Below are 26,081 nucleotides of genomic sequence, written 5' to 3' on the forward strand. Positions count from 1 at the left end.
CCATCAGCTCAGTAATGATTGGGCTTATGGCCTTTTGGCAGATTGGACAGCCCGTGTGGGCTGCGACGCTATACTGGGACAGTGATCTTTCAGCCACAGGCAATGCAACAACGGGCACTGGCTTGGGTGGAACGGGCACCTGGAACAACATCGGCAACGCTGGCTGGTGGAATGGTGTGTCAATCAATGACCAGACTTGGAGCAATTCACTCAACGCTGGCGATACGGCAGTATTCACAGGTACAGCAGGCACCGTCACGCTTGGATCTGCCATCACCGCAGGTGGCCTCACCTTCGGTGTCGGCGGCTACACACTGGCAGGAGGAGGAAACTCCCTGACTTTGAGCGGGACCGGCGGCCTCGTTCCGGTCGTCAATGTCACCACGGCTTCAACGCTGGCCACCATCACCTCCAATGTAGTGCTCGGTAACAACGTGCTGCTCGGTGGCCTTGGCAATCTCACCCTCAGTTCAGGTGTGGTCAGCGACGGTGGTTCAAACTTTGGTTTTACCAAATTTGGATCCGGAACCCTCACGCTCGGCGGTGCCAACACCTTTGGCGGTCTGGTGACCCTCGCAGGCGGAACAACGGTCATCTCTGCGGCCAGCAATCTCGGCGGCAGCGGTGCTTCAAACACTCTCAGGTTCAACGGCGGCACGCTCCAGGCTGCGGGCTCCTTCAGTCTTGGGTCCACTCGCTCGGTCGCCATCGGCATCGGCGGTGCAGTCATGGACGTCACCAGCACCAACTCTCTGACGGTTGCCGGGGCTCTTTCTGCCATCGGCATTACAGGGAGTGCCACAGCAGCAGGCACGGTCAATCTCATCAAAAACAACACCGGCACGCTTGTCCTCTCCAGCACCAGCAACAGCTCGGCACTCGTTAACACCATCGTCAATGCCGGCACGGTCAGCTTCGGCCTCAGCACCACTCTCGGCGGTGGCTACGTCTTGCTTAATGGCGGCGCCCTGCTCAACACCGCCACCACCTCGACGGTTGCCGGCCAGATCATCAGTCTGGGTGCCTCAGGGGGGACGATTGCTGCTGCTGCGGGCCAGACCCTGACCGACACCACCGCCATCAACGGTCCTGGTTCACTCACAGTGGGTTCGTCCGGCAACACCGGCACGGTCAAGCTCAATATCGCTTCCACCTACGCAGGCTCCACCACCGTCGCCTTTGGCACCCTCCAAAACGGGGTCGCAGGCTCGCTCCCCGCCAGCACTGCTCTCACGGTTAATTCAGGCGCCACTTTTGACATCAATGCCCTCGCCGTCACCGTCGCTTCCATCAGCGGTTCGGGTATCATCAACAACAGCAGTACCACCACCAACGTGCTGACCCTCGGCAACTCAGCCGGGCCCCAGAACACCACTTGGTCCGGAACCTTCAACTCGGCCACGGCTGGCAATATGACCTTGGTCAAAAACTCAGGCGGCACCCTCACCATCGCTACTCCCACGGCCAGCGTGGGCACCAACAACGGTGCCTGGACGCTCAATGCCGGCACCGTGGACATCAACTACACCGTCAACGGCTCTGCCACTGGCAGCATGACCACCGCCCGCGCCATAACCCTGGGCGGCGGCACGCTCAAGGTCACCGGCCGCAGCGGGGCTAGCGTGACAGAAACCCTTGGCAACATCACCCTCGGCGCACGCGGCGGACAAATGGTCGTGGCTCCCAGCGGCGGCACGCTCACCACCCTTCAGCTTGGCAGCCTGGGCGCAGTCACCACGGCAGGCGCATCCTTGCTCATCAATGCCCCTGCATCCACCACGGCGGTTCTGACCTCCACTACCACGCTCGCCCAAAACATCTTGAGCTTCCGTTCCGTCTACACCAGCGACGGCGTCGCCTTCGACTGGGCCACCAACGGAGGCGTGGCCACCAATCCCATCACAGGTCTTGCTGCGGGCTCCTACACCACGCTGAGCGCCACTCCGGCCGCCGGTACAGACACCAACAACTCCCTGGCAACAGGCACGGTCACCCCCGCAGGGACCATCACCACCAACACCCTGAAGATCGCCCCTTCGGGTGCCGGCCAGTCCTACATTCTCGGGGCCAATAATCTGGCCCTCACCGCCGGTGGTTTGCTTTTCACCGGTTCCAATGCCTATAGCATCACCGGCACCACAGGTACCCTTTCCAGCAACTCCGCCACCACGGGAGATCTGGTCATCCATCAATACAGCACAGCCGATCTGACCATCAGTGCCATCATTGCCGACGGCACTACTGGAGCCACCGCACTGACCAAGGCGGGCACGGGCCGTCTGATTCTCTCAGGCGCCAATACCTTCACCGGCGCGATCTCCATCAACAACGGCACGCTCAGCGTCAGCAACAACAACCAGCTCGGCAACGCCACCTCCGCCACGGTCATCACCCTCAACGACGGCGCCACCTTCCAGACGACTTCGTCGCTCTCCATCGCCGGCAGTGGTGCGGCTTCGCACACCTTCGCGCTCACAGGCGGCACCGCCACCTTTGACATCGTCGGCAGTGGCACCACTCTCTCCATCGCCAGTGCCGTCGGTGGAACCGCAGGCGGTCTCTCACTCATCAACTCCGGAACCGCAGGCTCCATCTACTCCCCCAGTGTCGCCGCCACCTACACCGGTCAGACGACCATTGGCACCGGCGTCACTTACAAGCCCACGGTGGCCACTTCCCTGGTCGCTTCCGGCGGCACGGTCATCGTCAATGGCTCGCTGGACATGAACAACCTCGCGCTCAGCGCCGGTGGCATCTCAGGCGCGGGCAGCATCTTCAACAGCGGGGCGACAGCAGGCGTCATCCTGACCGTGGGTGGCAACAACATGTCCACCACCTACTCTGGCGTGCTGCAGGGAAGCGGCACAGCCGCAAACTTGGCGCTCACCAAAAACGGCTCCGGAGTACTCACCCTCGGGGCTGTCAGCCTTTACACCGGCGCCACGATCATCAACAACGGCTACATCCAGCTCGGAGTGGACAATGCCTTGTCCTCATCCTCCACGATCAGCATCATTCCCACCGTGGCGGGCACAGTTTCTGGCCTTGATTTGAACGGTCGTGCTTTCACCACCGCTCAAACGATCACCTTGGGCGGTACCGGTGCTTCGACCACGGCCACACCTGTCATCAATCTCAATGGCGGCACCCTGACCTTTTCAGGAGCCAAGGGCATTGCTTTCTCCGCCACCACCAACGTCCTGGGCGGCCAGGTCAACGGCGGCACGATCAATCTGACGACTGCGGCGTCTCCCTTCAGCATCGCCAACAGCACCAGCGCTTCGGCAGATTTGACCATCACCTCCAACATCTCCGGTGCCGGCGGCATCACCGCCACAGGTGCGGGCACACTGGTGCTGACTGGCAGCATTACGGCTACAGGGGCGATGACCTTGAACGGTGCCACAGCAGTCGCAAACGGCACCTACGCCACCTCCATCAATGGTACAGTCAATACCGGCACTACGAACGGATGGACCTTGGGTGGTGTGGCTGGCAATTCCGTTCTTAATTTGAACCCGGGCTCCAGCATGACGAGCAACAGCATCACTGTGGGCAACTTCTCTGGTGCCAACGCCGCTTTGAACATTCTTCCGGGCGCCACGGCGGTCATCAATCCAGCTTCGACGGCTGACGCCAACTTCGCGTTTGGCGCCGTCTCGTCTTCCTACGGCTATTTGAACATGTCAGGCGGCAATGTGAGTGTGGGCCGGTTCCAGCCGGGGAATGCAGGGACGGGCGTCGTGATGATGTCGGGAGGCACCTTGACAGTGGCAGAATATTTAATCTTCGGACGCTCAACTGGTGCCGGCGCTTCGGTGTCCATCACCGGCGGCACGATTGATCACTCTGCCGGGACTCAAAATCTGGCCATCGGATTTGGTGCCACCACAGGCACCTATACTCTCAATGTGTTGGGCGGCACCATCATGAACGGCACGGTTCGTTCGGTTTCCTTTGGACAGAACAACGCCTCTGGCGCAACCAACATTGCCAATCTCAACAGCGGAACCCTGCAAACCTTCAACATCGTCAAAGGCGCGACTGGCAGTTCGACGGCCACCTTCAATTTCAATGGCGGCATTTTGCAGGCGACCGCCAGCACCACGTCATTCATGGACCTGACGACCGGTATGACCTTGGCAGGCAATGCCTATGTCAACGCTGCCTTTGGCTCCTACAGTGGTGGGGCCGTCATCGACACCAATGGCTATAATATCACCATCAATCAGCCGCTGATCGCCCCCACTGGCAATGGTGTTGTCAGCATCGGCGCACCCGCCACGCAGGGCACTGGTTACATCGGCGCCCCGCTCGTTCTCATCACCGGCGGCGGCGGCACTGGTGCCACGGCTATCGCCAACATGGTCGATGACGGCACCGGCTCTGGCACTTTCAAAGTCGCAGGCTTCACCATCACCAATCCCGGTGTGGGCTACACCAGCACCCCGACCTATACCCTCACCGGTGGTGGAGCAGTCACAGCGGCCAGCACGGATGGCGCCGTCGCTACCGGTGCCAACATCGGCGGCGGTCTCACCAAGACCGGCGATGGTACGCTCACCTTGGGCGGGGCCAATACCTACACGGGTGCCACCACGGCAAACTCCGGCACCCTTTTTGTTTCTGGCTCCATCACTGGCTCTTCATCCCTTACAGCCAATGCCGGTGGCAGGATCAGGGTTCTCGGCAGCGGCTCTATCAGCAACGTGCCAGCCCTGAATGCAACAGGTGGCACCATCATCATCAGTGGTGCGATCAGCACCCCCTCTTCGATTACGGGTGTCACCGTGAATGGTGGCAGCACGTTGAACATCCTCACCGGCGCAGGCACAGCTCTCTCCAGTCTCACCACACTCAATCTCGGCAGCGGCGTCGGTCCCGCCAATCTCGGCCTTGAGGCAGGCACCTCCACCGGCACTCTCACCTCCAGCAACGCCGCCATCACCACCGGAACAATCAATCTCAATGTCACCCCGATCGCGGGCTTCACACTGGGCAATACCTACAATCTTCTCGCCGCTCCCAGCGGCCTCAACTCCGCGACCTACAAACTCCTTCTCGGTGGCTACACCTTCACCAGCAGCGTTACCGGTTCCCTGGTCAGCATCACTCCCACCGCAGCCGTCAATGGCAGCTTCTACTGGAAAGGCGGCCTGGATTCCTCATGGACCACCTTCAGCGGTGCAAACACCAACTGGACCACCGATCTCTCCGGTCTCACCAATGCCCAGACCACACCAGGATCGGCCAATACCGTGGTCTTCAGCGCCAATGGCCTGAGCGCCACCTCGCTCACCACCACGCTGGACGCTAACGTCTCGATCAATGATCTGGTCATCAACAGCAACAGGGGCTCAGGTCCTCTCAATTCGCTCACCATCGCCTCAGGCACTGGCTCAAACACCCTCACCATCGCGCCTGCCTCCGCCACAGATGGCATCAATGTTCAGACTGGCGCTCCTGCCAGCGTCAGCATCTCCGCACCCGTCTCACTGGGTTCCACTCAGACCTGGACGGTGGCCGACAGCGCTTCCACGCTCAATGTTAGCGGCCTGATCAGCGGCCTTGCCGGTGTCAGCCTCACCAAAGCCGGATCAGGCACACTGGTGCTCAGCGGGAATGTTAGCAATGTCTTCGGTGGCAGCGGCACCAGCATCAATGTCCAGGCAGGAACTCTGCAGTTCAGCGCGGACGGTCAGTTGGGCAATTTCCAAAACACCCTCACCCTCGGCACATCATCAGGTGTCGCCACACTTTCCTACATCGGCGCAAATGCCAGCACCTCCCGCGCCATCGCGCTTGGCACGCTTGCGGGCAGTGCCAGAGGCGAGACGTTTTCTGTCGCATCCGGAAGTAACCTGACGCTCACCGGCGTCATCAGCGGCGGACCTGCGGCCGGAGCTGCGAATACCGCGTTCACTGTCAATGGCGGTGGCACTCTGACCGTCGCGGGCACGAACACCTTTACCGGAAACGTGGTTGTTGACGGCGCAGGCTCCATCTTTTCGTTCAACACCACCGCTCTCAACAACGCCGATGCCAATTCCACCCTGGGTGCCGCAGGGTCTCATTCCTACACCGTGCAAAACGGTGGCACCATCAGCCTCAGCGGCGCCAGTACGGTGAATATCACCTCGGGTAGCGGCAAAAGTTTTGTGGTGGGTGTGGGCGGCGGCACCTTCGATGTCGCCTCAGGAGGCACTCTGCAGATGGATGATGCCGGCCAGTTCGGCATGGCCAGCAATTTGACCAAGACGGGTGCCGGGGTCTTCTGGGTCGGCAATGACTACAGCGCTTCTGTGGCAGCCGGAACCAGCGTTTTTGTGAACGCAGGCACTCTGCGCGTGGGCAATATCTCCGCTCTGGGTGGAACGGGTGCCAAGGCTGCCATCGTCATGGCTGGAGGCACCACACTTGACCTGCGTATCAACTCAGGTGGTGTCGTTGGCAACAACGTGACCCTCAATGGAGACATCACACTCAGCTCCGGCCGTGTCACAGCCGCGGCCACAAACATCACCATTACGATGGGCGCCCTCTCGATGGGCGGCAATACCATCACAACCTCCAACGGCAATGGCAACACCTCCCCGGCCGTCGCCAACGTTGCCTTCACTTCCACCACACTCAGTGGAAACCCCACCTTCAACCTCAACAACGTCAACGGCGTCGGCATCAGCACCCTGGGTCTTGGAGTCTTGAATGATGGCGGTACCGCCAGGACCATGACCCTCACCACGACAGGCACCGCCTCGGCGCTTTCCATTGGCGGCGCCACAGCCGGCACCTACACCGGCACTATCAACGTCACCAACGGCACCTACCTCGTCCTCGCCGGCACAGGTGCTGCGGGCACTGGCACAGTGAATGTTACCAACGGCACCGTGGTTTACACGGCCGCAAATGCAGCCTCAGGAGCTACTATCAACGTCGGGGATACCTCCGGCAGCAGCGCTGCCACTCTCGCTGTCGGCGCTGATGGCACGATCGTCTCAAATCCGTTCGTCATTCGTGATGGCAGCACAGGCACCACCACCATCACCACGGTCACCACGGGTACTCTCTCAGTGGCCAATGCAGGCGGTTTCGGCATGGCCCTGGGTGGTATTGGCACCATTTCCACACCGATCACCATTGCCAAATCCACCGGCACGGTAAATTTCGGCGCGGCTGCAAACACCACGCTCGTCATCACTGGCGCCGTGGGAGAATCCGGTGGCGCTAAAACCTTCAATGCCACAGGTCCAGGCGTCGTTTACCTCCTGGGAGACAAGACCTTCACAGGCGGCATCAATGTCACCGGCGGTGCGCTCATCCTTGGCCCGTCCACCGCCAACTTCACCGGTGCCACAACCATCAATGGTGGTGTCCTCGGCCTGCTGACCACCTACGCACTTCCCGGTGCCATCACCATCGGTTCGGCCGCTGGCAGCAGCCTGCTCTACACCGGAACGGTGACTACAGATTACAGTTCATCGCTCACCCTCACCAATGGTGGCAACTTCCTGCTCGATGTCATGACCAGCGGCAATACGGTCAATTACGCCACCGCTTTTGGCAATGCCTCCACCTCCGGTCTGACCAAGGTCGGCGCGGGTATTCTTGGGCTCAGACCCGCCACTGGCAGCGAAACCTACACCGGTGCCACCACTCTGGGCGCCGGCACGCTGGCGCTCACTTTTGTCAACGGCGGCACCACCAGCAATATCATCAGCCCCTCCAGCACACTGCAGCTTCAGGGCGGCATCTTCAGCCTGAATGGCAGCACAGTGGCAGGTACGCCATCGCAGACCTTTGCCAATACCGTTCTTTCCGGTGGTGCCACCACTCTGACCCTGGTGAAAAATACCTCCACCACGCTCACGCTCAACACCGGCACCCTCACTCGCACCGGCACCGGCACCATCAATTTCTCTACCGTTCCCGCGAGCACCTCGGTCAATGTAGGCGCGGGCACCACGCTGAATGCCTCGGGCATCCTCGGCGGTTGGGCCACCTACAATGGCACGGACTGGGCCACCAAGGACGGCTCCAACAACATCATCGCCCTGGCCTCCGGCAGCTATCTGACCATGAATGCGGGCAATGCCAACACAGGCACATCGGCCACAAACTTCACTATTGGCGCTGGCACCATTACCCCCACAACCAACAGCGCCATGGCCCCGGGCTCTCTGAGGCTCACAGCCAACACTGCTGCTCTGGCCCTCGGCACGGCCAACAGCCTCACCATCAATAGTGTCACTGGCGGCGGCATCCTTTACAGCGCCACCACCGGCACAGGTAGCATCACCGGCACTGCCGCCTTGGCCACCGGTCTCGGCATGGTCAGCGCAGGCACGTCCACTGGCGGTGAGCTCGCCATCTATGTCAACAGCGGCGGCACCCTCACCATCAGCGCTGGCGTAGGCGGCATCGCAGGCAGCACGGACGGCTTTGGTATCACCAAGTCGGGTGGCGGTACCTTGAACCTCAGCAATGGAACCACCAGCAACGCCAACAACTACACCGGTGCCACGGTGATCAACGGCGGCACCATTTCCATCGACGCAGGCAACCGCCTCGGGGCCGGCACTTCTCTCGTCCTCAATGGTGGCAACCTCACCTCCACCTCCAACTCCAACGTCACTCAAAACCTGACCTTGGGACTCAATGGCGGCACCCTGACCTATAACAGTACTGCCAACAACATGAGCCACAGCTCCACCACACCCGTGGCCTTCCTCGGGCTCGGCAGTCGCACCCTCACCTTGGCGGGTAGCCACTCGGGCCGTATCATGACCTTTGCCTCTCCGCTCGGCGATGGCGGCGGCCCCACCTCTCTGGTGATCAGTGGTGGCACTGACCAGTCGATCTTCCAGCTCTCCGCAGCCAACTCCTACTCTGGCACCACCAGCATCAATCGTGGCGTTCTCATTGCCAACAACATCAGTGCCTTGGGGGAAAGTAATCTGACCTTCAATGCGGGTGCCAACCTCGGCGAACTGGAGCTCAACACCAACGGAGGCACCACCTTCACCAGGAGCCTTGGCACCCTGCCTGGCCAGGTGCAATGGCTTGGCAATGGTGGCTTCAGCGCTGGTGCTGGCACCGCTACGGCCACGGGTTCTGTCATCGTCAATCTTGGCGGGGCCGGAGCCACCGTCACATGGGGCGCAGGCGGCTTTGTGCCCACAGGCTCGGCGCTTCAGTTGAACCAGGGCGCTGGCACCACTGCAGGCACGGGTTTCAATCCTTCCATCGGCGTGGTCGATTTCCAGAATCCGATCGACTTCGGTGCGCTCACCACCAGAACCATTCAGGTGGAAAACAGCACCTACGCCTTTACCACCGCCGGCGTGGCTTCCAACAACGCAGCCTATGACGCCAGGCTCTCCGGCCAGCTCACCAGCACCAGCGCTGGCGGCTTCAATAAGACCGGCGCTGGCACGCTTTGGATCACGGGCAGCAACAATGCCTCCTTCCTCGGTACCTTGACGATCTCCAACGGCAATGTGCTCTTCAAAGACAGCACCGCGCTGCCAGTGGATGCAGCCGGCAGGCTGGTCCTTTCCGCCTCTGCCTCCGGCGTGGGTGGCATTGTGCTGCAGGGCGCCACTAATTTCAGCGGCCTCTATTCGCGCGTTTCCTCCAGTTCCAGTGGTGCTTTCAATCTCGATGTCAGTTCCACGGACAACATCAATTTCCAGTCCGCAGGATTCGCCTCGGCTCGCTTCGGTGCCTTCGGCACCATTGTTTACCAGGGTGTTTTCACCCCGGGTACCGCAGGTGCTTATAAGTTCAATGGATCAGCCGGCAACAACATCGCTGGTGGTACGGGCTTGAATACACTGGTGCTTCCGCGCTTGAACTACCTCTCCGGCTCTTCCTCCACACTGGATGTCGGCGCAGGAACTCTCCTGCTTGGCTCATCCAACAATTTTGGCGATGCCACTCATGGGGTGAACATCCAGAGCAGCACACCGCAGGTCAATGCCAGCGGCGGTTCCAATGCCATGGTGTTTATCGCCAGTGACGCTGCGCTCGGCTCCGGCACCATTACCCTGAAAAATGCGCAGTCCGCCAATGCCGTGAACGTCGCTGCGGGCATCGCCTCCATCTACGGAGATGCCACCCTCAGCAACAACCTCGTTATCGACAACACCGGTGGCCTCAGCAACTTCCCCTTCGTGCTGAGCGGGGATTCCACAACGGACGCTGCTCCCCAGGCCGGTCGCATCACTTATACCGGATCGCTTTCCATTGTGACGGGCAGCGTGGCAAACATCGCCCTCACTCCGCGCACCACGGGTTTCACCCTCAATGGAAAGCTCAGCGGCAGCACCGTGATCAATATTACGGGTGGCGCGTCCTTGGTCCAGTTGAACAATCTCAACAACTCCGTGGCTCCCAATGACTACAACGGCGCCACCATTTTCCTTTCCAGTGCTGTTACGCTCCTCATCGGTCATGACCGTGATCTCGGGGATACCGTAACGGCAGGCCGCACGGTCAATTTCAACGGCAGCGCCGTCTTCGGTATTCTTCCCGGGGCAGGGGATGTCACCACCTCTGCCAACATCACCATCACGGAAAATACCAATAACGCTAACCGCACGATGGACGTTCCCGTCGGCCAGACGCTCAAGATCACTTCCGGCTTTGCAGGAGCTTCCGCTCGCCTTGGCCAGCTATACACGAAGACCGGCGGTGGTACATTGGATATTGGTGCCATCCTGAATCCAGGCTCAGGTGCCTCCACCTATGGCAACGCTGGCATCAACATCGCCCAGGGCACGCTCAAGGCGGACTTTAACAACGCCGCTGCCGCCACCAACATCATCGGGCTGGCAAACTCCGTTGGCGCTCCTCTGACGCTCTCGGGCGGCACGCTCCTTCTGGTTGGCAAGAGCTCCACCGTCAACAGCCAGGCCTTCGCTGCACTTACGGTGAATCAGGGAGCCAGCGCCATCACTCTTAATTCCGCGGGTGCCACTCTCAGCACCACCTTCACCTCCATGGGCACTCGCGCTGCCGGTGGCACAGTGGCTCTGACCCTGCCCTCGGACGGACCCTCCTCAGTCACGGTCAGCAGCGGTTTGGTGTCTCAGAACGGCCTGCTCGTGGATGCCGCAGGCACAAAATCCGCCTTCATGGTCGTCGGTTCTCAAGGTGGTTCCATCACGGATTGGGCGGCGGTTTCAGGCACGACCATTGTCACTCTCTCCAGCTACACGCCCACCACCGGCACCACCATTTCCGGCAGCGCCACCGTTGCCTCGGGTGTGGACACCACCCTGGCGGCCAATGCCACCGCAGACAGTCTGCGCTTTAACCTGGCCGAAGCACGCACCCTGACGCTTGGTTCCAACACTCTGAATGTCGGCGGTATCCTCGTCACCTCGTCAGTGGGGGCCAGTCTCTCCAAGATTTCCGGCGGCACTCTCACCACCGCTTCCGGTGCGGCCGCAGGTGCGGACCTCGTCATCTATCAGGATAACACCCTCAGCACCCTCAACATCAGCTCCAGCATCACCGACAATGCTGGCAATGCCGTCGCGCTGACCAAGAGCGGTGCAGGGGAGCTCGTCCTGTCCGCTGCCAACACCTTCAGCGGCAATCTGTTCCTGAACGCAGGCATGGTCACTTTTGACGCCGTCAATCGCCTTGGCTCGGGCGCTGGCAATATCAGTCTTAATGGAGCCGTCCTTCATTACACAGGCGCGGGAGATGTCTCCAACACCGGGGCTCTGACCAACGGCAGCGTCAACGTGCTGCGGGCCAGCACCATAACAGTGGACACCGGCGCCACCTTGTCTCTCAGCGGCACGGTCACCAGCACTCTCCTCAGCCCCAATTACCAGCAGCTCACCATCAATGGCGGTGGCACGGTCTCCTTGGATGGCAGCTCAAACAATGTGCTCTCCGTGGATGTCGTTCAGGGCACTCTGGTTCTCAATAAATCCGGCGGCAATGTCAACGCCGTCGGCATCAACGCCATCAACGTCCTCTCCAATGTCGGCCTCACCGTCGAAGACGGTGCCAGGGTCAGGCTCGGCGGCGACACCGCCAGCGGCGATCAGATTCTTAACACGACGAGTGTGCAGCTCAATGGCTCCGCCATCTTCGATCTCGCAGGCCACAGTGAGACCATCGACGGCCTGGGAGGCTCTTCCAGCAGCGTGATTACAAACTCCAGCGCAGCCGGTGCTGTCATCACTGTTGGCAACTCCTCCATGGCTCTTGGCGGCTCCGTTCAGTTCGACGGTGTTTTGCAGGACGGTGTGGGCACACTCGGCTTCTCCATGATCGGCGGTAATATCTTCACCCTGACTGGCTTCAACACCTACTCCGGCAGGACGACCATCACCGGACAGCAGTTCCAGACATCAGGTGTTTACTTCGGCGGTATCAGCATCTCCTCTGAAAATAATCTCGGCGGAAATCCAGCCAGCTTCACCGCCGACCAATGGACGCTCAATGGCGGCCGGCTTGTCATGACAGACAACGTCACCCTTGATGCCTCCCGCAACAATGTTGGCATTACGCTCGGCGCGGCTGGTGGCATTTTTGAAGTGGCCTCCGGCAAGACATTCTCCATTGCCTCTGCCAACGTGATCGCTGGCACGGGTGGCTTCACCAAGGAAGGAGCCGGCACGGTGGTTATGCTGGGTGGTGCCAATTCCTACACGGGCAAGACCATCCTGAATCTGGGTGCCCTCTCCATTTCGGCCCAGGGCGCATTGGGTGCCAACCCCGCCACCGCCGCCGCTGACCAGCTCACCTTCAACGGCGGCCAGCTGATCACGACTGCCACCCTTTCTCTCAGCGACTCCAATCGCGGCATCAGTATCGCCGGATTTGGCGGCACCCTCACACCCGCTGCTGGCACCACGCTGACTCTGCCAAACGTTATCACCGGCGCCGGAGATCTCACCATCAATGGCGCAGGCACGGTGGTCCTTGGCGGCACCAACACACCATGGACTGGCAAGACCATCCTCTCCGGTGGCGAACTTCAGATCAGCAGCAATGTGAACCTCGGTTCTCCTCCCTCCACCGTCGTTGCCGATCAGCTCCAGATCAGCAACAATGCCATCCTCCGCCTCACGGCGGACATGTCTTTCAACGCCAACCGTGGCGTCACCATCGGCACCGGCGGAGCCACCATCAATGTGGACGCCTCCAAGCTCGCCACCCTGGCAGGAAACATCACCCTCAATGCTGGCACGCTTGCCAAGTCCGGTTCGGGTGTGCTGGTGCTCACCGGCACCAACACCGCAGTCAGCGGCACTCAGGTGGCTCTCACGGCAGGTGTACTGCGGCTCGGTTCAGCAGGTGCCTTGTCCGTCAACTCCAACCTCAGCCTCAGCGGCTCGGGCGTGATCGAGCTCGGTAATGCCGACTTCACACGCGCGCTCGGCACGGGCAGCAATCAGGTGCAGTGGACCGGCAGCGGCGGCTTCGGAGCCAGCGGCGCGGCCCGCAATGTGAACCTCGGCGGGGCAGGGGCCACCGTCACTTGGAACAGCAGCAGCTTTGTCCCCACCGGCAGCGCTCTGGTGCTCTCCAGCTCCACCTCCGACAACACCGTCACTTTCCAGAACGGCATCGACACCAATGGTGCTGTCCGCACCGTTCAGGTGAATGATGGCTCGGCGTCCACAGATGCCGTGCTCTCCGGTTCCTTGAGTGACAGCGGCACGGGCGGCGGCATCGTCAAGACGGGGGCAGGCACGCTTTCCCTCACGGGCTCCAGCACCTATGGTGGCGCTACCCAGGTCAGTGGTGGCAGGCTGCTTGCAGGCGCAGCCAATGTGTTCTCCAGCTCTTCCGCATTCACGCTGGATAACACCAGCGGCGTCGTGCTCGACCTCAATGGCAGCAACCAGTCCATCGGCTCTCTCGCTGGCGGCGGCACTACGGGCGGAAACGTTTCCCTTGGCTCAGCCACGCTCACTGTTGGTGGCAACAACAGCATCACCAGCTATGACGGGGTCATTGCTGGAACCTCCGGCAGTCTGACCAAGGTGGGCACGGGCAGCATGTCTCTCAACAGCGCGCAGACCTACACGGGAGCCACCTCCGCCAACGGCGGCACGCTCTTCGTCAACAGCACTCTGGCCACCTCCGCTGTCTCCGTCGGATCCACGGGCACTCTGGGCGGCAGCGGCTTCATCGCGGCTCTCACCACGGTGTCCGCTGGTGGCACCATCCAGGCCGGCGACGTCAATGGAAGCGGCTCTTTGACTCTGACAGGAGGTCTCACATTTGCAGGCGCTGGCGCCATCAATGTGGGCCGGATCGCTGAGGCCACGCCAAACATCCTGAACATCGGCGCACTCACCGTGGGTGCGGCCGCTGGATCCATCACCATCAATGTCATCGCCAATTCCCCCTCCGGCTACAGCAATGCCACTCCATACACTCTCTTCACCTACACTGGCGGCTCCATCCTCGGCTCGGCTGGTTTTAGCGCCTTCACCCTTGGCACAATTGCCGGCACCAATTCACGCACCACGGGTCTTCTTGCAGACACTGGCAGTGCAGTCACGCTGACCCTCTCTGCTGACAATCCCAAATGGACTGGCTTCGACACAACCTCGGGTCTGAGCAGTTCACGCTGGGCCGCCAATGACACGCTGCTGGGCAGTCCGGTCACGAACTGGAAACTCATCGGTGCTGGCACCGCCACCTCCTACATCGAGGGAGACGTGGTGCTGTTTGACGACTCCGCCACCGGCTCCACCACGGTGGACATCTCCGACGGCAATGTCTCGCCCTCATCCGTCACCTTCAACAACAGCTCCGCTTTCACATACACCCTCACAGGCATCAACGGCATTGCAGGCACGGCCAACCTTACCAAGTCGAACACTGGCACCGTGGTCATCAACAACACCAACACCTTCAATGGCGGTGTTATCCTCAATGGCGGTGTCATCCGCCTCGGTTCCTCAGGCGCGCTCGGCACCACCAATGGACTTCTGTTCGGCGCCAACGTGGCCGCTGGCACAAAGCTCCAGATCAATTCCAACAGCATCACCCTCGCCGGTTTGAACACCAATGCCACTCCCGGCTCTGCTGTCGTGGAGAACGGCGGCGCTTCTGACGCCACCCTCACTCTGAATCTTCAGACCACTGGCGGCCCGCCTAGCGGAGATGCTACCAGCAACTTTGCAGGCGTCTTGCAGGATGGCGCCACTGGCAAGCTGGGGCTCACCCTGACGGGCAATGGCAGCCTTGCTTTGACGGGCTCCAACACCTACACCGGGCTCACCACCATCAGTGGCGGCACGCTTCAGATCGGTGCTGGCGGCGCTGGGGGTTCCCTCGTCGGAGATGGTGGCATCACCAACAATGCAGTGCTCATCTTCAACCGCACAGGTTCTTATGGCTACACCGGAAATATCACTGGTTCCGGCACCACCCAGGTCACTGGTGGCGGCACACTGACACTGACCGGCTCTCTTGGCAGCACGGGCGGTACCACGATCGACTCCACCAATACCCTCAATGTGGGCAACGGCGGCGCGGGCGGTTCCATCTCTGGCAACATCATCAATAACGGTGCCCTCAAGTTCAACACCACCAGCACCGGTCTCCTTGTTTCGGGTGATATCACCGGCTCCGGTACTTTTGAAAACATCTCGGGCGTCACCATTCTGGCAGGCACCAACAGCTTCGGCACCGGCTCTTCCACCACCATCACCGGCGGCACGCTCCAGATCGGTAATGGCGGCACCACCGGGTCCATCACCGGAAACATTCTCGACAATGGCGTGCTTGCCTTCAGCCGCTCTGACAGTTCCACCTTCGCCGGCAACATCAGCGGCTCGGGATCTGTCTTCATCAACATGTCTTCTCCCACGGCCGTCAAGACCCTCTCCGGTTCCAACAGCTACAGCGGCGGTGTCACCGTCGCCCAGGGCGTGCTTGCTCTCGGCAGCGCCACGGCTGTGCCCTCCGGCTCGGCGGTTGTCGTAGGTGCCGCTGGCACCAGCGGTACTTTTGACCTCAATGGTTTCAATCTCACCGTGAGCTCTCTGGCCACCGCAGGCAACGCCCCGGACCAGACCATCACCAACAACAGCAGCACCACCAACTCCACCCTCACCTACAATTCTGCCGGCACCAGCACCTTTGGTGGTCTTGTTTCCAATGGCGCTTCGAGGAGCGTTGCCATCAGCATCACGGGTGGGGGCACCTTGGTCCTTGCAGACACCAACACCTACTCCGGCGGCACCACCGTCAGCCAGGGCACGGTTCAGCTGGGCGCCAATGGCGGCCTCGGTATCGGTTCGCTGACCCTCGGCCTCGGCGCCACCAATGGTGTCCTCGACCTTTCCGGCTTCAATCAGACGGTGGCGTCCATTGCTGTCGGAGCGGGTGCCAACGCAGCCAGCCAGACCGTCGGCAACAGCAGCACCACCTCGGACTCCATCTTCAGCATCAATGGCACCTCTCAGTTTGGCGGTGTCATCCAGGATGTTTTGGGTTCTGGCACCAGAACCACCGGGCTCACCATCGTTGCAGGCACCACCACACTGACCAACGCCAATACCTACACCGGCGTCACGCAGATCAATTCGGGCGCTACACTGCAGCTCGGCAGCGGCGGCACCACCGGCAGCCTCAGCAACGGCACCACCATCACCGACAACGGCTCTCTCTCCTTCAACCGCAGCGACACCGTCTCCTTTGGCGCCGTGGTCTCTGGCAGCGGTGGACTGCAGCATCTGGGCTCAGGTCTGTTGGAACTCACAGGAGCCAACAGCTATGATGGTGTCACACTGGTCAACAACGCCTCCGGCACGTTGAAAGCCTCCGGCACCAACACCAGCGACATTGGTGGCACCACCCTTAATGCCGGCACCTTGCTCCTCAACAACACCGGAGCCAGCAATGGCGGCCTCGCAGGTGGTACCATCATCATCAATAGCGGCACCATCGACAACATCACGGGCGCTGCCCTGACTCTTAGCCAGAACAACGTCGTCACCCTCGGCGGCAGCTTCACCTTCACCGGCAGCAACGACCTCAACTTTGGCACCGGCGCAGTAAATAACAGCGTTGCTGCTGAAACCATCACCATCGGCGGCACCGCCAGGACTCTCACCCTGGGGGCCATGACCAACACCACCGGCAACAACACCAACACCATCACGGTCAACGGCGCTGGAAACACTCTCGTCCTCGGCAGCTACGCGCTGAGCAACAATGCCACCAGCCGCGTCGATGTGATCAACGGCTCGGCAAACGTCATCATCAATGGTCCCGTGACCAATGGCGGCACCTCCACGGCCGGCGGCCTCACCTACAGTGGTACGGGCACCATCACGCTCAATGGCGCCAGCAACTACGGCGGCACCACCACTCTCACCACTGGCAACATCATATTCAATGGCAGCAACAGCGGCACCGGTGCCACCACCCTCACCGCAGGCACCATGCAGTTCGGCGGTGCGGTCAATGGCGGTATCGCCACCACAGGCACTCTCACGCTCACTGCGGGTACCATCTCCGCAGTTGGCGGAGCACGCACCATCTCCAATCCCACCCTCTTCACCGCAGTCACGGTCGCGGGTTCCCAGAGCCTGACCATGAGCGGCAACTTTACGATCGTGAATGCTGCCGTGCGCACCATCACCAACAACATCTCCGGCGGCGGCACCCTCACCATCGGCCAGGCGGGTTCCAGTGTCTTCCTTTCCAATTCCCTCACCGTGAACGGCGGCCTGACCATTGCAGGCACCGCCAGCACCACCATCCTTGGAGACATCAAGGACGCCAACGGTGCAGGTCTCTCCAGCGCGGTCACGATTTCCACCACCGGCGCTGGTGCCACCACCACCCTCGCAGGGGCCAGCACATACACCGGCCTCACCACGATGAATGCTTCCACCGGCATTCTCGTCCTCTCCGGCAGCAACAGCAGCTCCGGCGCCATCACCCTCACCACCGGCACCATTCAGTTCAATGGCAGCTCCAATGGCGGCGCCGCCAGCGGTCTGCTGACTCTCACCGCCGGCACCATCCAGGCCCTGAACGCCACCCGCAGCCTCTCCAATGCCATCCTTCTGACCGCAGTCACCGTCAGCGGCACGCAGAGCCTCAATCTCAACGGCAAGCTCACCGGTGTCTCCGCCGCCAGTCGCACGCTCACCAACAACATCGGCGCAGGCAGCACCCTCACGATTGGCAGCATTGATATCAGCAATGACACCACCACTGCCCGCACCCTGACCATCGCAGGTTCTGGCAATACCACCGTCAGCGGCGTCATCGCCAATGGCGTCGGCACCACCACCAACAACGCGCTGACCATCACCAACACCGGCGTCACCACCCTCAGCGGTGCCAATACCTACACCGGTACCACCACCATCTCGGCCGGCACGGTCAAAATGGGGGCCAGCTCAGTCATGCCAAACGGCACCGGCAAAGGCAATGTCTCGATCAACCCCGGCACTGCCGTCACTGCCACGCTCGATCTCAATGGCACCAGCCAGTCCGTCAATGGCTTTGCCAGCAGCGGCGCAGGCACCACCATTCTCGACAACACCGCCGCTGGCGCCGCCAGCCTCAGCATGGGGGGCAATGACCAGACCAGCACCTTTGCCGGGGTGATCCAAAACACCGCTGGTGCCATCTCCTTGATTAAAACCGGCACCGGCACCCAGACCCTCAGCAATGCCACCCTCAGCTATTCTGGCACCACCACCGTCAGCGCGGGTGTCCTGAGCATCACTGGCTCCGCCGGAGCAGCCCTCCAGACCACTGGCATCACCGTTGCAGGCGGTGCCACCTTCAACACCCTGAACACCGTCGGTCAGTCCATCAATCTCGGCGCTGGCACACTCAACCTCGGGGCTGGCTCCGGCACCGCCATCCTCGGTATGGAACTGGGCTCCTTCAGCGCCTACGACCGCTACATCACTTCCGCCGCGGCCACCACGGCCAACACCGTTCAGTTAAACCTCAACTTCCTCGCCGGTCAGGGTGTGGGTACTTATGACCTCCTCACCGCGTCCGGCGGTGGTCTCAGCAATGCCACCTACACACTCGGCACCATCACGGGTGTCGCAGGTCTCAAAGTCGCCCTCGTTCCCACCACCTCCACCGTCGTGCAGCTCTCCACCACGGCCGCCACTGGGGACTTCTACTGGAAGGGAGGCGTCAGCACCAGCTGGTCCGGCGTCGCTTCTGGCACTGGCAATACCAACTTCGCTTCCGACAGCGCCGGCACTCAGGGCACCATTTCCGCCAATGGCACTCCCGGCGCCAGCACCAGCGTCTATTTCAGCGCCACCGGCATCACCGGCACCACGCTCACTACCACCTTGGATGCCGCCTTCAGCATCAAGGACCTTACCTTCAACAACATCGTCGGCTCCGGTCCGCTCGGCACCATCAACGTGAATGCCGGCACCGGCGGCTCTCTCACGCTGACTCCCACCGTGGCCACCTCTGGCATCAATGTGCAGACTGGTGCCCCCGCTGCTCTCGCCATCGGCGCACCCGTCATCCTCGGCGCGGATCAGACCTGGACCGTCACGGACACGGCCACTACCCTCACCGTCAGTGGTGCCATCAGCCAGTCGGGCAGCGCCTATGCTCTCACAAAGGCAGGCTCCGGCCAGCTCACGCTGAGCGGCGCCAATACCTACGACGGCGTCACCACCGTCTCCAGCGGTGTGCTGGCTCTCAGCGGCGCTGCGGCCACTCTGGGTTCCACCGTAGGCGGCACCATCGTCCAGAGCGGTGCCGCCCTGCGCTTGCAGAGCAGCCTGACAGTCGCCGAGAATCTCACCCTCAGCGGCACCGGTGTGGGCTCGGCGGCAAACTCCTACGGTTCCGTGTTGATGAATGCAAATACCGGCACCTGGACCTTCAGCGGCCTCATCACTCTTTCTGGGGGCGCGTCCTTCGACACCTATCAGGCCGGTCTCGCCACCATCAACATCGCCCAGGGCATCGTTGGCACAGGAGACTTGACCCTCGCTGGCGGTGCGGCCAACAACGGCTCCACCCTCTACGTGCTCCAGGGCCAGTCTTCCTACACGGGAGACACCTACCTCACCACCTTCACCTCCCAGGGCATAACCGTTCAAAACGCTGTCAACAACGCCCTCCCCATCACCACCATCCTCAGGCTGCAGGCCACCTCCGGCACCACCACCTTTGGCAAATACAAGCTGAATGGCTTCAATCAGGAAGTGGCTGGCATCCAGGGCAGCGTCGCTGCCAACACGCTCAACAGCATCGTCGGCGGTTCTCCCACCCTCTCCACCCTCACGGTCAACACTAGCTCCAATTCAACCTTCGACGGCCAGCTCGGCAACACCGGCACCGACGAAAACAATCTGGGCCTGACCAAGTCCGGCACGGGCACGCTCACGCTTACTGCTGCAAACACCTTTGCCGGTCCCTTGACGGTCAAAGGCGGCTTCATCGCCTTCAGCAGTGCCCCTGCCACCAGTGGGCCTCTTGGAAACACCACCTCGGTCACTCTCGATGGCGGCGGCATCAGCTACACCGCCTCCACCACCACCTCCCTGAACCGTTCGGTCGCTGTTGGCACCAGTTCTGGCACCGTGGATGTCGCCAATGCCACTGGCGTCCTCACCATCCCCAGCGTCACCAGCACCGGCGGCAGCTTCATCAAGTCCGGTCTGGGCACTGTCCAGATCTCCGGTACCACCACCCTGAACGGCGGCGCTGCAGGCGTCATCGTAAACAACGGCACCCTGAAGGCCACCTTCAGCCCCTCCGGCATCAGCACGCTGACCGTCGCAGGCACGGGCAGCATGAACTTCAACAACTCGGTCATCGACACCCTCACTCTCGGCAGCGCAGCCTCAGCGCTCACACTTCATGACGGTGCGCACCTTGGCCTTGAGCTCACCAGCCTCGGTACCAACGACAGCATCACCCTCGGTGCAGGTGGCACGGCGTCCGTGGATGGCACCATCACCCTCGACTTCTTCGGTTCGGTGGCCGGACTGACCACCTACAACCTCCTCCAATCTGCCAATGGCGGCCTGAATCCCGGTGGCACCGTCAACTACGTGCTTGGCAACGCACCCAGCGGCTTCAATTATATCATCAATGCCACGGACACCCTCGTCTCCGTCAGCACCTACATCCTCAGCAATCGCTACTGGACCGGCCAGATCGCGGGTGGCTCCTGGGCTCCGACGGGCTCCACCAACTGGTCCAGCACGGCCGATGGCCTCACAGATCCGGGCACAGCACCGGGCAGTGCAGACGCGGTCATCTTCAGTGCCGCCAATGCCCCCTTCACCTCCGCCACCACCATCGCCACCACCCTGGACCAGGCCTTCGCCATCGACAGCCTCCAGTTCACCAGCGTGCCTGCCTCCATCACCTCCGTCACCATCAGCTCCGGCACTGGCGGTGCCTCCAGCACGCTCACCCTTGCTCCTGTGAGCTCGACCAACGGCATTGCCGTGGCGGCCAATGGCGGCGCGGTCACCATCAGCGCCCCAGTCATTGCCGCCACCTCGCAGACTTGGTCCGTGAACGGCACCGGCGCTTCCTCCCTCACCCTCTCCAGCCCGGTCACCTTCACCGGCAGCGTCACCAAGACCGGAGCGGGCGTCCTGACCTTGAATGGCCTTGGCAGCTCCGGCGCTGGCAGTTTCACCTTCTCCGCTGGAACGCTCAACCTCAACAGCGACGGCGCGCTCGGCACCGGCACCTTCACCATCGGTGCTGGCACCACGCTCAACAACACCGGCGCGGCGCTCGCCACGCTTTCCAATAGCGCCCTCAACTTCAATGGCGACTTCACCTTTACGGGAACGCAAAGCCTCAATCTGGGCACCGGCACCGTGGCTTTGGGAGCCAGCCTCACCGTCACCACTGCTGCGCAGAATCTCACCGTCGGTGGCAATATGAGCGACGGCGGAAACAACCGCTCCCTCACCAAATCCGGCGCGGGTACCCTTACCCTCGCTGGCGCGAATACCTACGCGGGGCTGACCACGGTCACCGCCGGTGTTCTCAATATCCGCAACAATACCGCTCTGGGCACCACAGCCGCCGGCACCACGGTCGCCTCTGGCGCGGCTTTGGAAATCCAGGGCGGCATCACCGTCGGGGCCGAGGCTCTCACCATCACCGGCACCGGCATCAGCAACGGTGGTGTCCTGCGCAACATCTCTGGCACTAATGCCTTCGGCGGTCTTGTGACCCTCGCCGGCGCCACTCGTATCAATTCCGATTCAGGCACCCTGACCCTCAGCAACGCAGGCAGCATCACCGGGGCCACCTTTGGCCTCACCGTCGGCGGCTCGGGGAATGTCACCATCAACAGCCGCATCGCCACTACCACCGGCACCCTGAACAAAGACGGCACCGGCACCCTCACCCTCGCAGGACTGAGCTCCACCGCGTCCAGCAACTACACCGGCCTGACCACCTTGGACGGCGGCACCACTGCCATCACCACCGCAGCGGCTCTCACCGGCGGCCTCACCATGGGTGCCACGGCTGGCTCTGCCAATCTGAGCTCGCTCAATCTCGACAATGGCAGCGCCACCTTCACCGGTGCCTTCTTGGTCCAGACCAATGCGGCACTCCCGGCTGCCAACACCATCAGCATCGGCAGCGGCCAGACCCTCCGCTTCAACAACGCTGTCACCATCGGCTACAATTCTACCTCCACCTCCACCACCAATCTGACCGTCACCGGAGCGGGCACCCTCACCATCGGTGCCGCTGGTGCCCCCACCAATCAAAGCGTCCTCATCGGCAATGGCACCACCACCAATATCAGCAACGCCGGTACCTTCGACATGAGCGGCCTCGCCACCTTCTATGCCAACCTCGGCACCGGCACCTTCCGTGTCGGCCAGGGCACCAATGCGGGCGGCACCGGCACGGCGGGTTCCACGCTCATTCTGGCGGCCAGCTCCACCATCATTGCCACCACCATCACTTCAGACTCAGCAGACGGCAACTTCACTCAGACCATCAAGCTTGGCAGTGGCACCAATGAATTCAATGCCAACACCGTCACCATCGGCGGCTCGGCCAACCGTGCTGTCGGCACTCTCGACTTCAGCGGCTCCACGGGTACGCTTAAGATTCGCAACCTCGCCGGCACCGGGCGTGCAGACATGAATGTTCAAAGCGGCAACGCCGGCACGGGCTTCAGCATCAGCGGCGCGGTCGATCTCTCTTCCCATGGCGCTGACCTGCTCCTGGGCACCCTCGGCATTGGCACCCGCAGCGCTGGCAGCGGTGGCAATGGCACGGGTTCCTTCGTTTTCGACACCGGTGTTTTCGATGCCACCACGGTCAATCTCGCCATCCGCAGCGGCACCACTCTCACTTCCTCTGCCGTCACAGGCACGCTCACCCTGGGTGGCACGACGGTCGGCACCTCCGCCACCATCGGCACCCTTACCATGGGCTTCAATTCGGCCGGCACCGTGGTCACCACAGGTGCCACCACCGCCACGCTGAATATCAGCGGCTTCGGCACCACCTCCATCACCACCCTGAACATGGGCAGCAACGCGGGCAGCGGAGCTGCTGGCTCCACCAGCGGCGCTACGGCCACCGTGAATGTCACGGGCAGCACCACCACCATCGGTACGCTCAACATGGCCGTCAATTCCAACCAGGCCTCCGCTGGCGTCGCCACCACGGCCGCCGCCACGCTGAACATCAGCGCCGGTTCAGTGACCGTCACCAATGACATCAGCATGGGCAGCACCTCGCTCTTTGCCCAGAACGCCATCAATAATGCGATCAACATCACCGGCACCGGCTCCCTCAGTGTCGGCGGAAACATCGCTTATACCAACGGCGTCGGCACCGAGACGGTGACCATCACTTTGAATGGCGGTACGCTCGACATGACCAATGGCACCATTGGCAGCTCCTCAACCCCCATCACCTTCAATGCCCAGGCCGGCATTCTCAGAAACCTGCTGGAACTCAACGGTGGCGGCACGCTGAACAAGACCACCTCCGGCACCCTGGCTCTCGACACTGCCAACAGCTACACCGGTGCCACGACCGTCTCGGCGGGCGTCCTTGCCATCTCCAACGGTGGCGCTCTCGGCGGCACCACCAACGGCACCAGTGTCGCCGCCGGCGGCGCGCTGCAGCTTTCCAACAGCATCACCGTCACAGGTGAAACGCTCTCCCTTGCAGCTGGCGCGGCAGGAGATGCCGTCCTCAGCAATGCCGACGGTGCCAACACCTGGACCGGCAGCCTCACCGTCAATACGGGCACAGACGCCTCCAACCGCGTCCGCATCCTCTCCGCCTCGGGCTCCAGCCTGCTGGTTTCCGGCCCTGTCAGCCTCAGCTCAGGCACCCAGGATTTCGTCATCGGCGGCGCGGGTAATGGCGAGATCAGCGGCCAGATCACCGGCTCTCAGCGCCTCTTCAAGAGCTCTGTCGGTGCCGGCACCTGGATTCTCAGCGGCGACAACAGCAGCACCTTCACCGGCAAGACCACCGTCAGCAATGGAGCCCTCCAGGTCTCCTCGGAAGCAAACTTGGGCACCACTCCGGGCGCTTATGTCTCCGACCAGCTCACCCTCGGCGGTGGCAGCACCACCGGCAGCTTGAAGACCACCGCCACCATGTCCCTCAGTGCCAGCCGGGGCGTCACCGTGGGCGCTGGCGGCGGCACCTTTGAGACTGCTGCTTCCACCACCCTGACGGTCAGCGGTGTCGTCACAGGCGGCGGCACTCTTGCCAAGGAGGGCGCAGGCACACTGGTCTTCACCGCTGTCAACACCAACACCGGAGCCACCAATGTCAACAACGGCACCCTCGCCGGCACCGGCGCCATCGGCGCAGATCTCAACGTAAACGCCGGTGGCACAGTCGCTCCTGGCATCACGGCGGAAGGCAGGCTCACGGTCGGCGGCAATCTCACCATCAGCTCCGGCGGCACCCTCCTCATGCAGCTTGGCGGCGCCACCACCAACGACGCCTCCACGGTTCTGGCGCAGATGAACGCCAGCAACAATCTCACCGGTCTCGTTGGCAGCGTGCCTTCCTCTTGGACCACCTACGTTCCAGGCACCAACCTTCACGACAATATCCTGGTCAGCGGCTCCTCCACACCCACCATCAATGGTACGATCAAGATCGACTCCCTCCTCTACGGCTACACCCCGGTCTATGGCGATGTCTTCAAGCTCGTCGACTGGACGGCTGTCGGCACCATTGGCGGCACGCCGTCGTTCGATTACACCTCGGCGGTTCTGGCCGGCGGCCTCTCCTTCAATACTGACCTCTTTGCCAGCAGCGGCGTCATCGTCGTCGTTCCTGAACCCTCCCGCCTTCTCTTCCTCATGCTCGGCCTCTTCGGCCTCTGCTTCCGCCGCCGTCGCTCGATCCGTTGATCCTCGTGCCGGGCGCGCGCATGCCCAGCGCAGGTAGGGCTGGCTGTCCCCAGCCAGCCGCCGTCGGAGCCCATAAATTTCTCGCCACGAGAGTCCGCTAAAACGGAAATGAGTTTGGCGAATGGCTATAGACCTGTTCTCGAAAAGAATGTCCGATTGAACCGGCGAGCGCAGCGGCCCCAGTGGCAAGGCGGGAGCGACGCCTGCTATTTGAAAATAACAGGCAAGCGACCAACGCAGCCAATGGGGCCGCACCGCCGCCCGGGCAATGTGACAGGCTTTTCGAGAACTGGTCTAAATAGGGTGGGCATGCAAGCACTGGCTGCCTGATTTGCCTTGAAATCTCCACCTCAACACAAAGTCTTTTCTTCAGAACCGAGTTTTCACTGGCTTCGAAATCGACCCGTTTTCAATGGAGTGTGGTATTATACCACAACCCATTGAAAACAGGTCTGTTCTCTTTTCGTCACTCAGCCCCGCTTTACGCCAACCCCAAAGGGGTTGCGTAATTGAGCCCAGGGTCAGCCGAGCCTCAGCGAGGCGACCCTGGGTCTGCAAGCCACCGGCTGGGAAGCAAACCCAAGACTTTCTACATCACACCGCGTTCACCAGCAGCGTCTGCCTTGCGCTCCGCCGCACATCGGCCCCCGCTTTCAGAACGCGCTTCAATACGACTCCGCCCCCCAAGTCTTCCGCAGC

At 61.7% G+C, this 26,081-nt stretch carries 1 protein-coding gene; it reads left to right on the plus strand.

Annotation, left to right across the window (positions count from 1 at the left end; all coding sequences use genetic code 11):
• Positions 1-26 precede the first annotated feature (26 nt).
• On the plus strand, positions 27-25,382 hold the full coding sequence (locus HNQ65_RS17065; RefSeq protein WP_184341120.1) for an autotransporter-associated beta strand repeat-containing protein: 25,356 nt from the start codon (positions 27-29) through the stop codon (positions 25,380-25,382).
• Positions 25,383-26,081: the final 699 nt, after the last annotated feature.

This window comes from Prosthecobacter vanneervenii, from assembly GCF_014203095.1.
Taxonomy (GTDB): domain Bacteria; phylum Verrucomicrobiota; class Verrucomicrobiia; order Verrucomicrobiales; family Verrucomicrobiaceae; genus Prosthecobacter; species Prosthecobacter vanneervenii.

Coding starts and splice junctions, on each gene's coding strand:
- HNQ65_RS17065 (WP_184341120.1), top strand. CDS start 27: ATGGCCTTTTGGCAGATTGGACAGCCCGTGTGGGCTGCGACGCTATAC.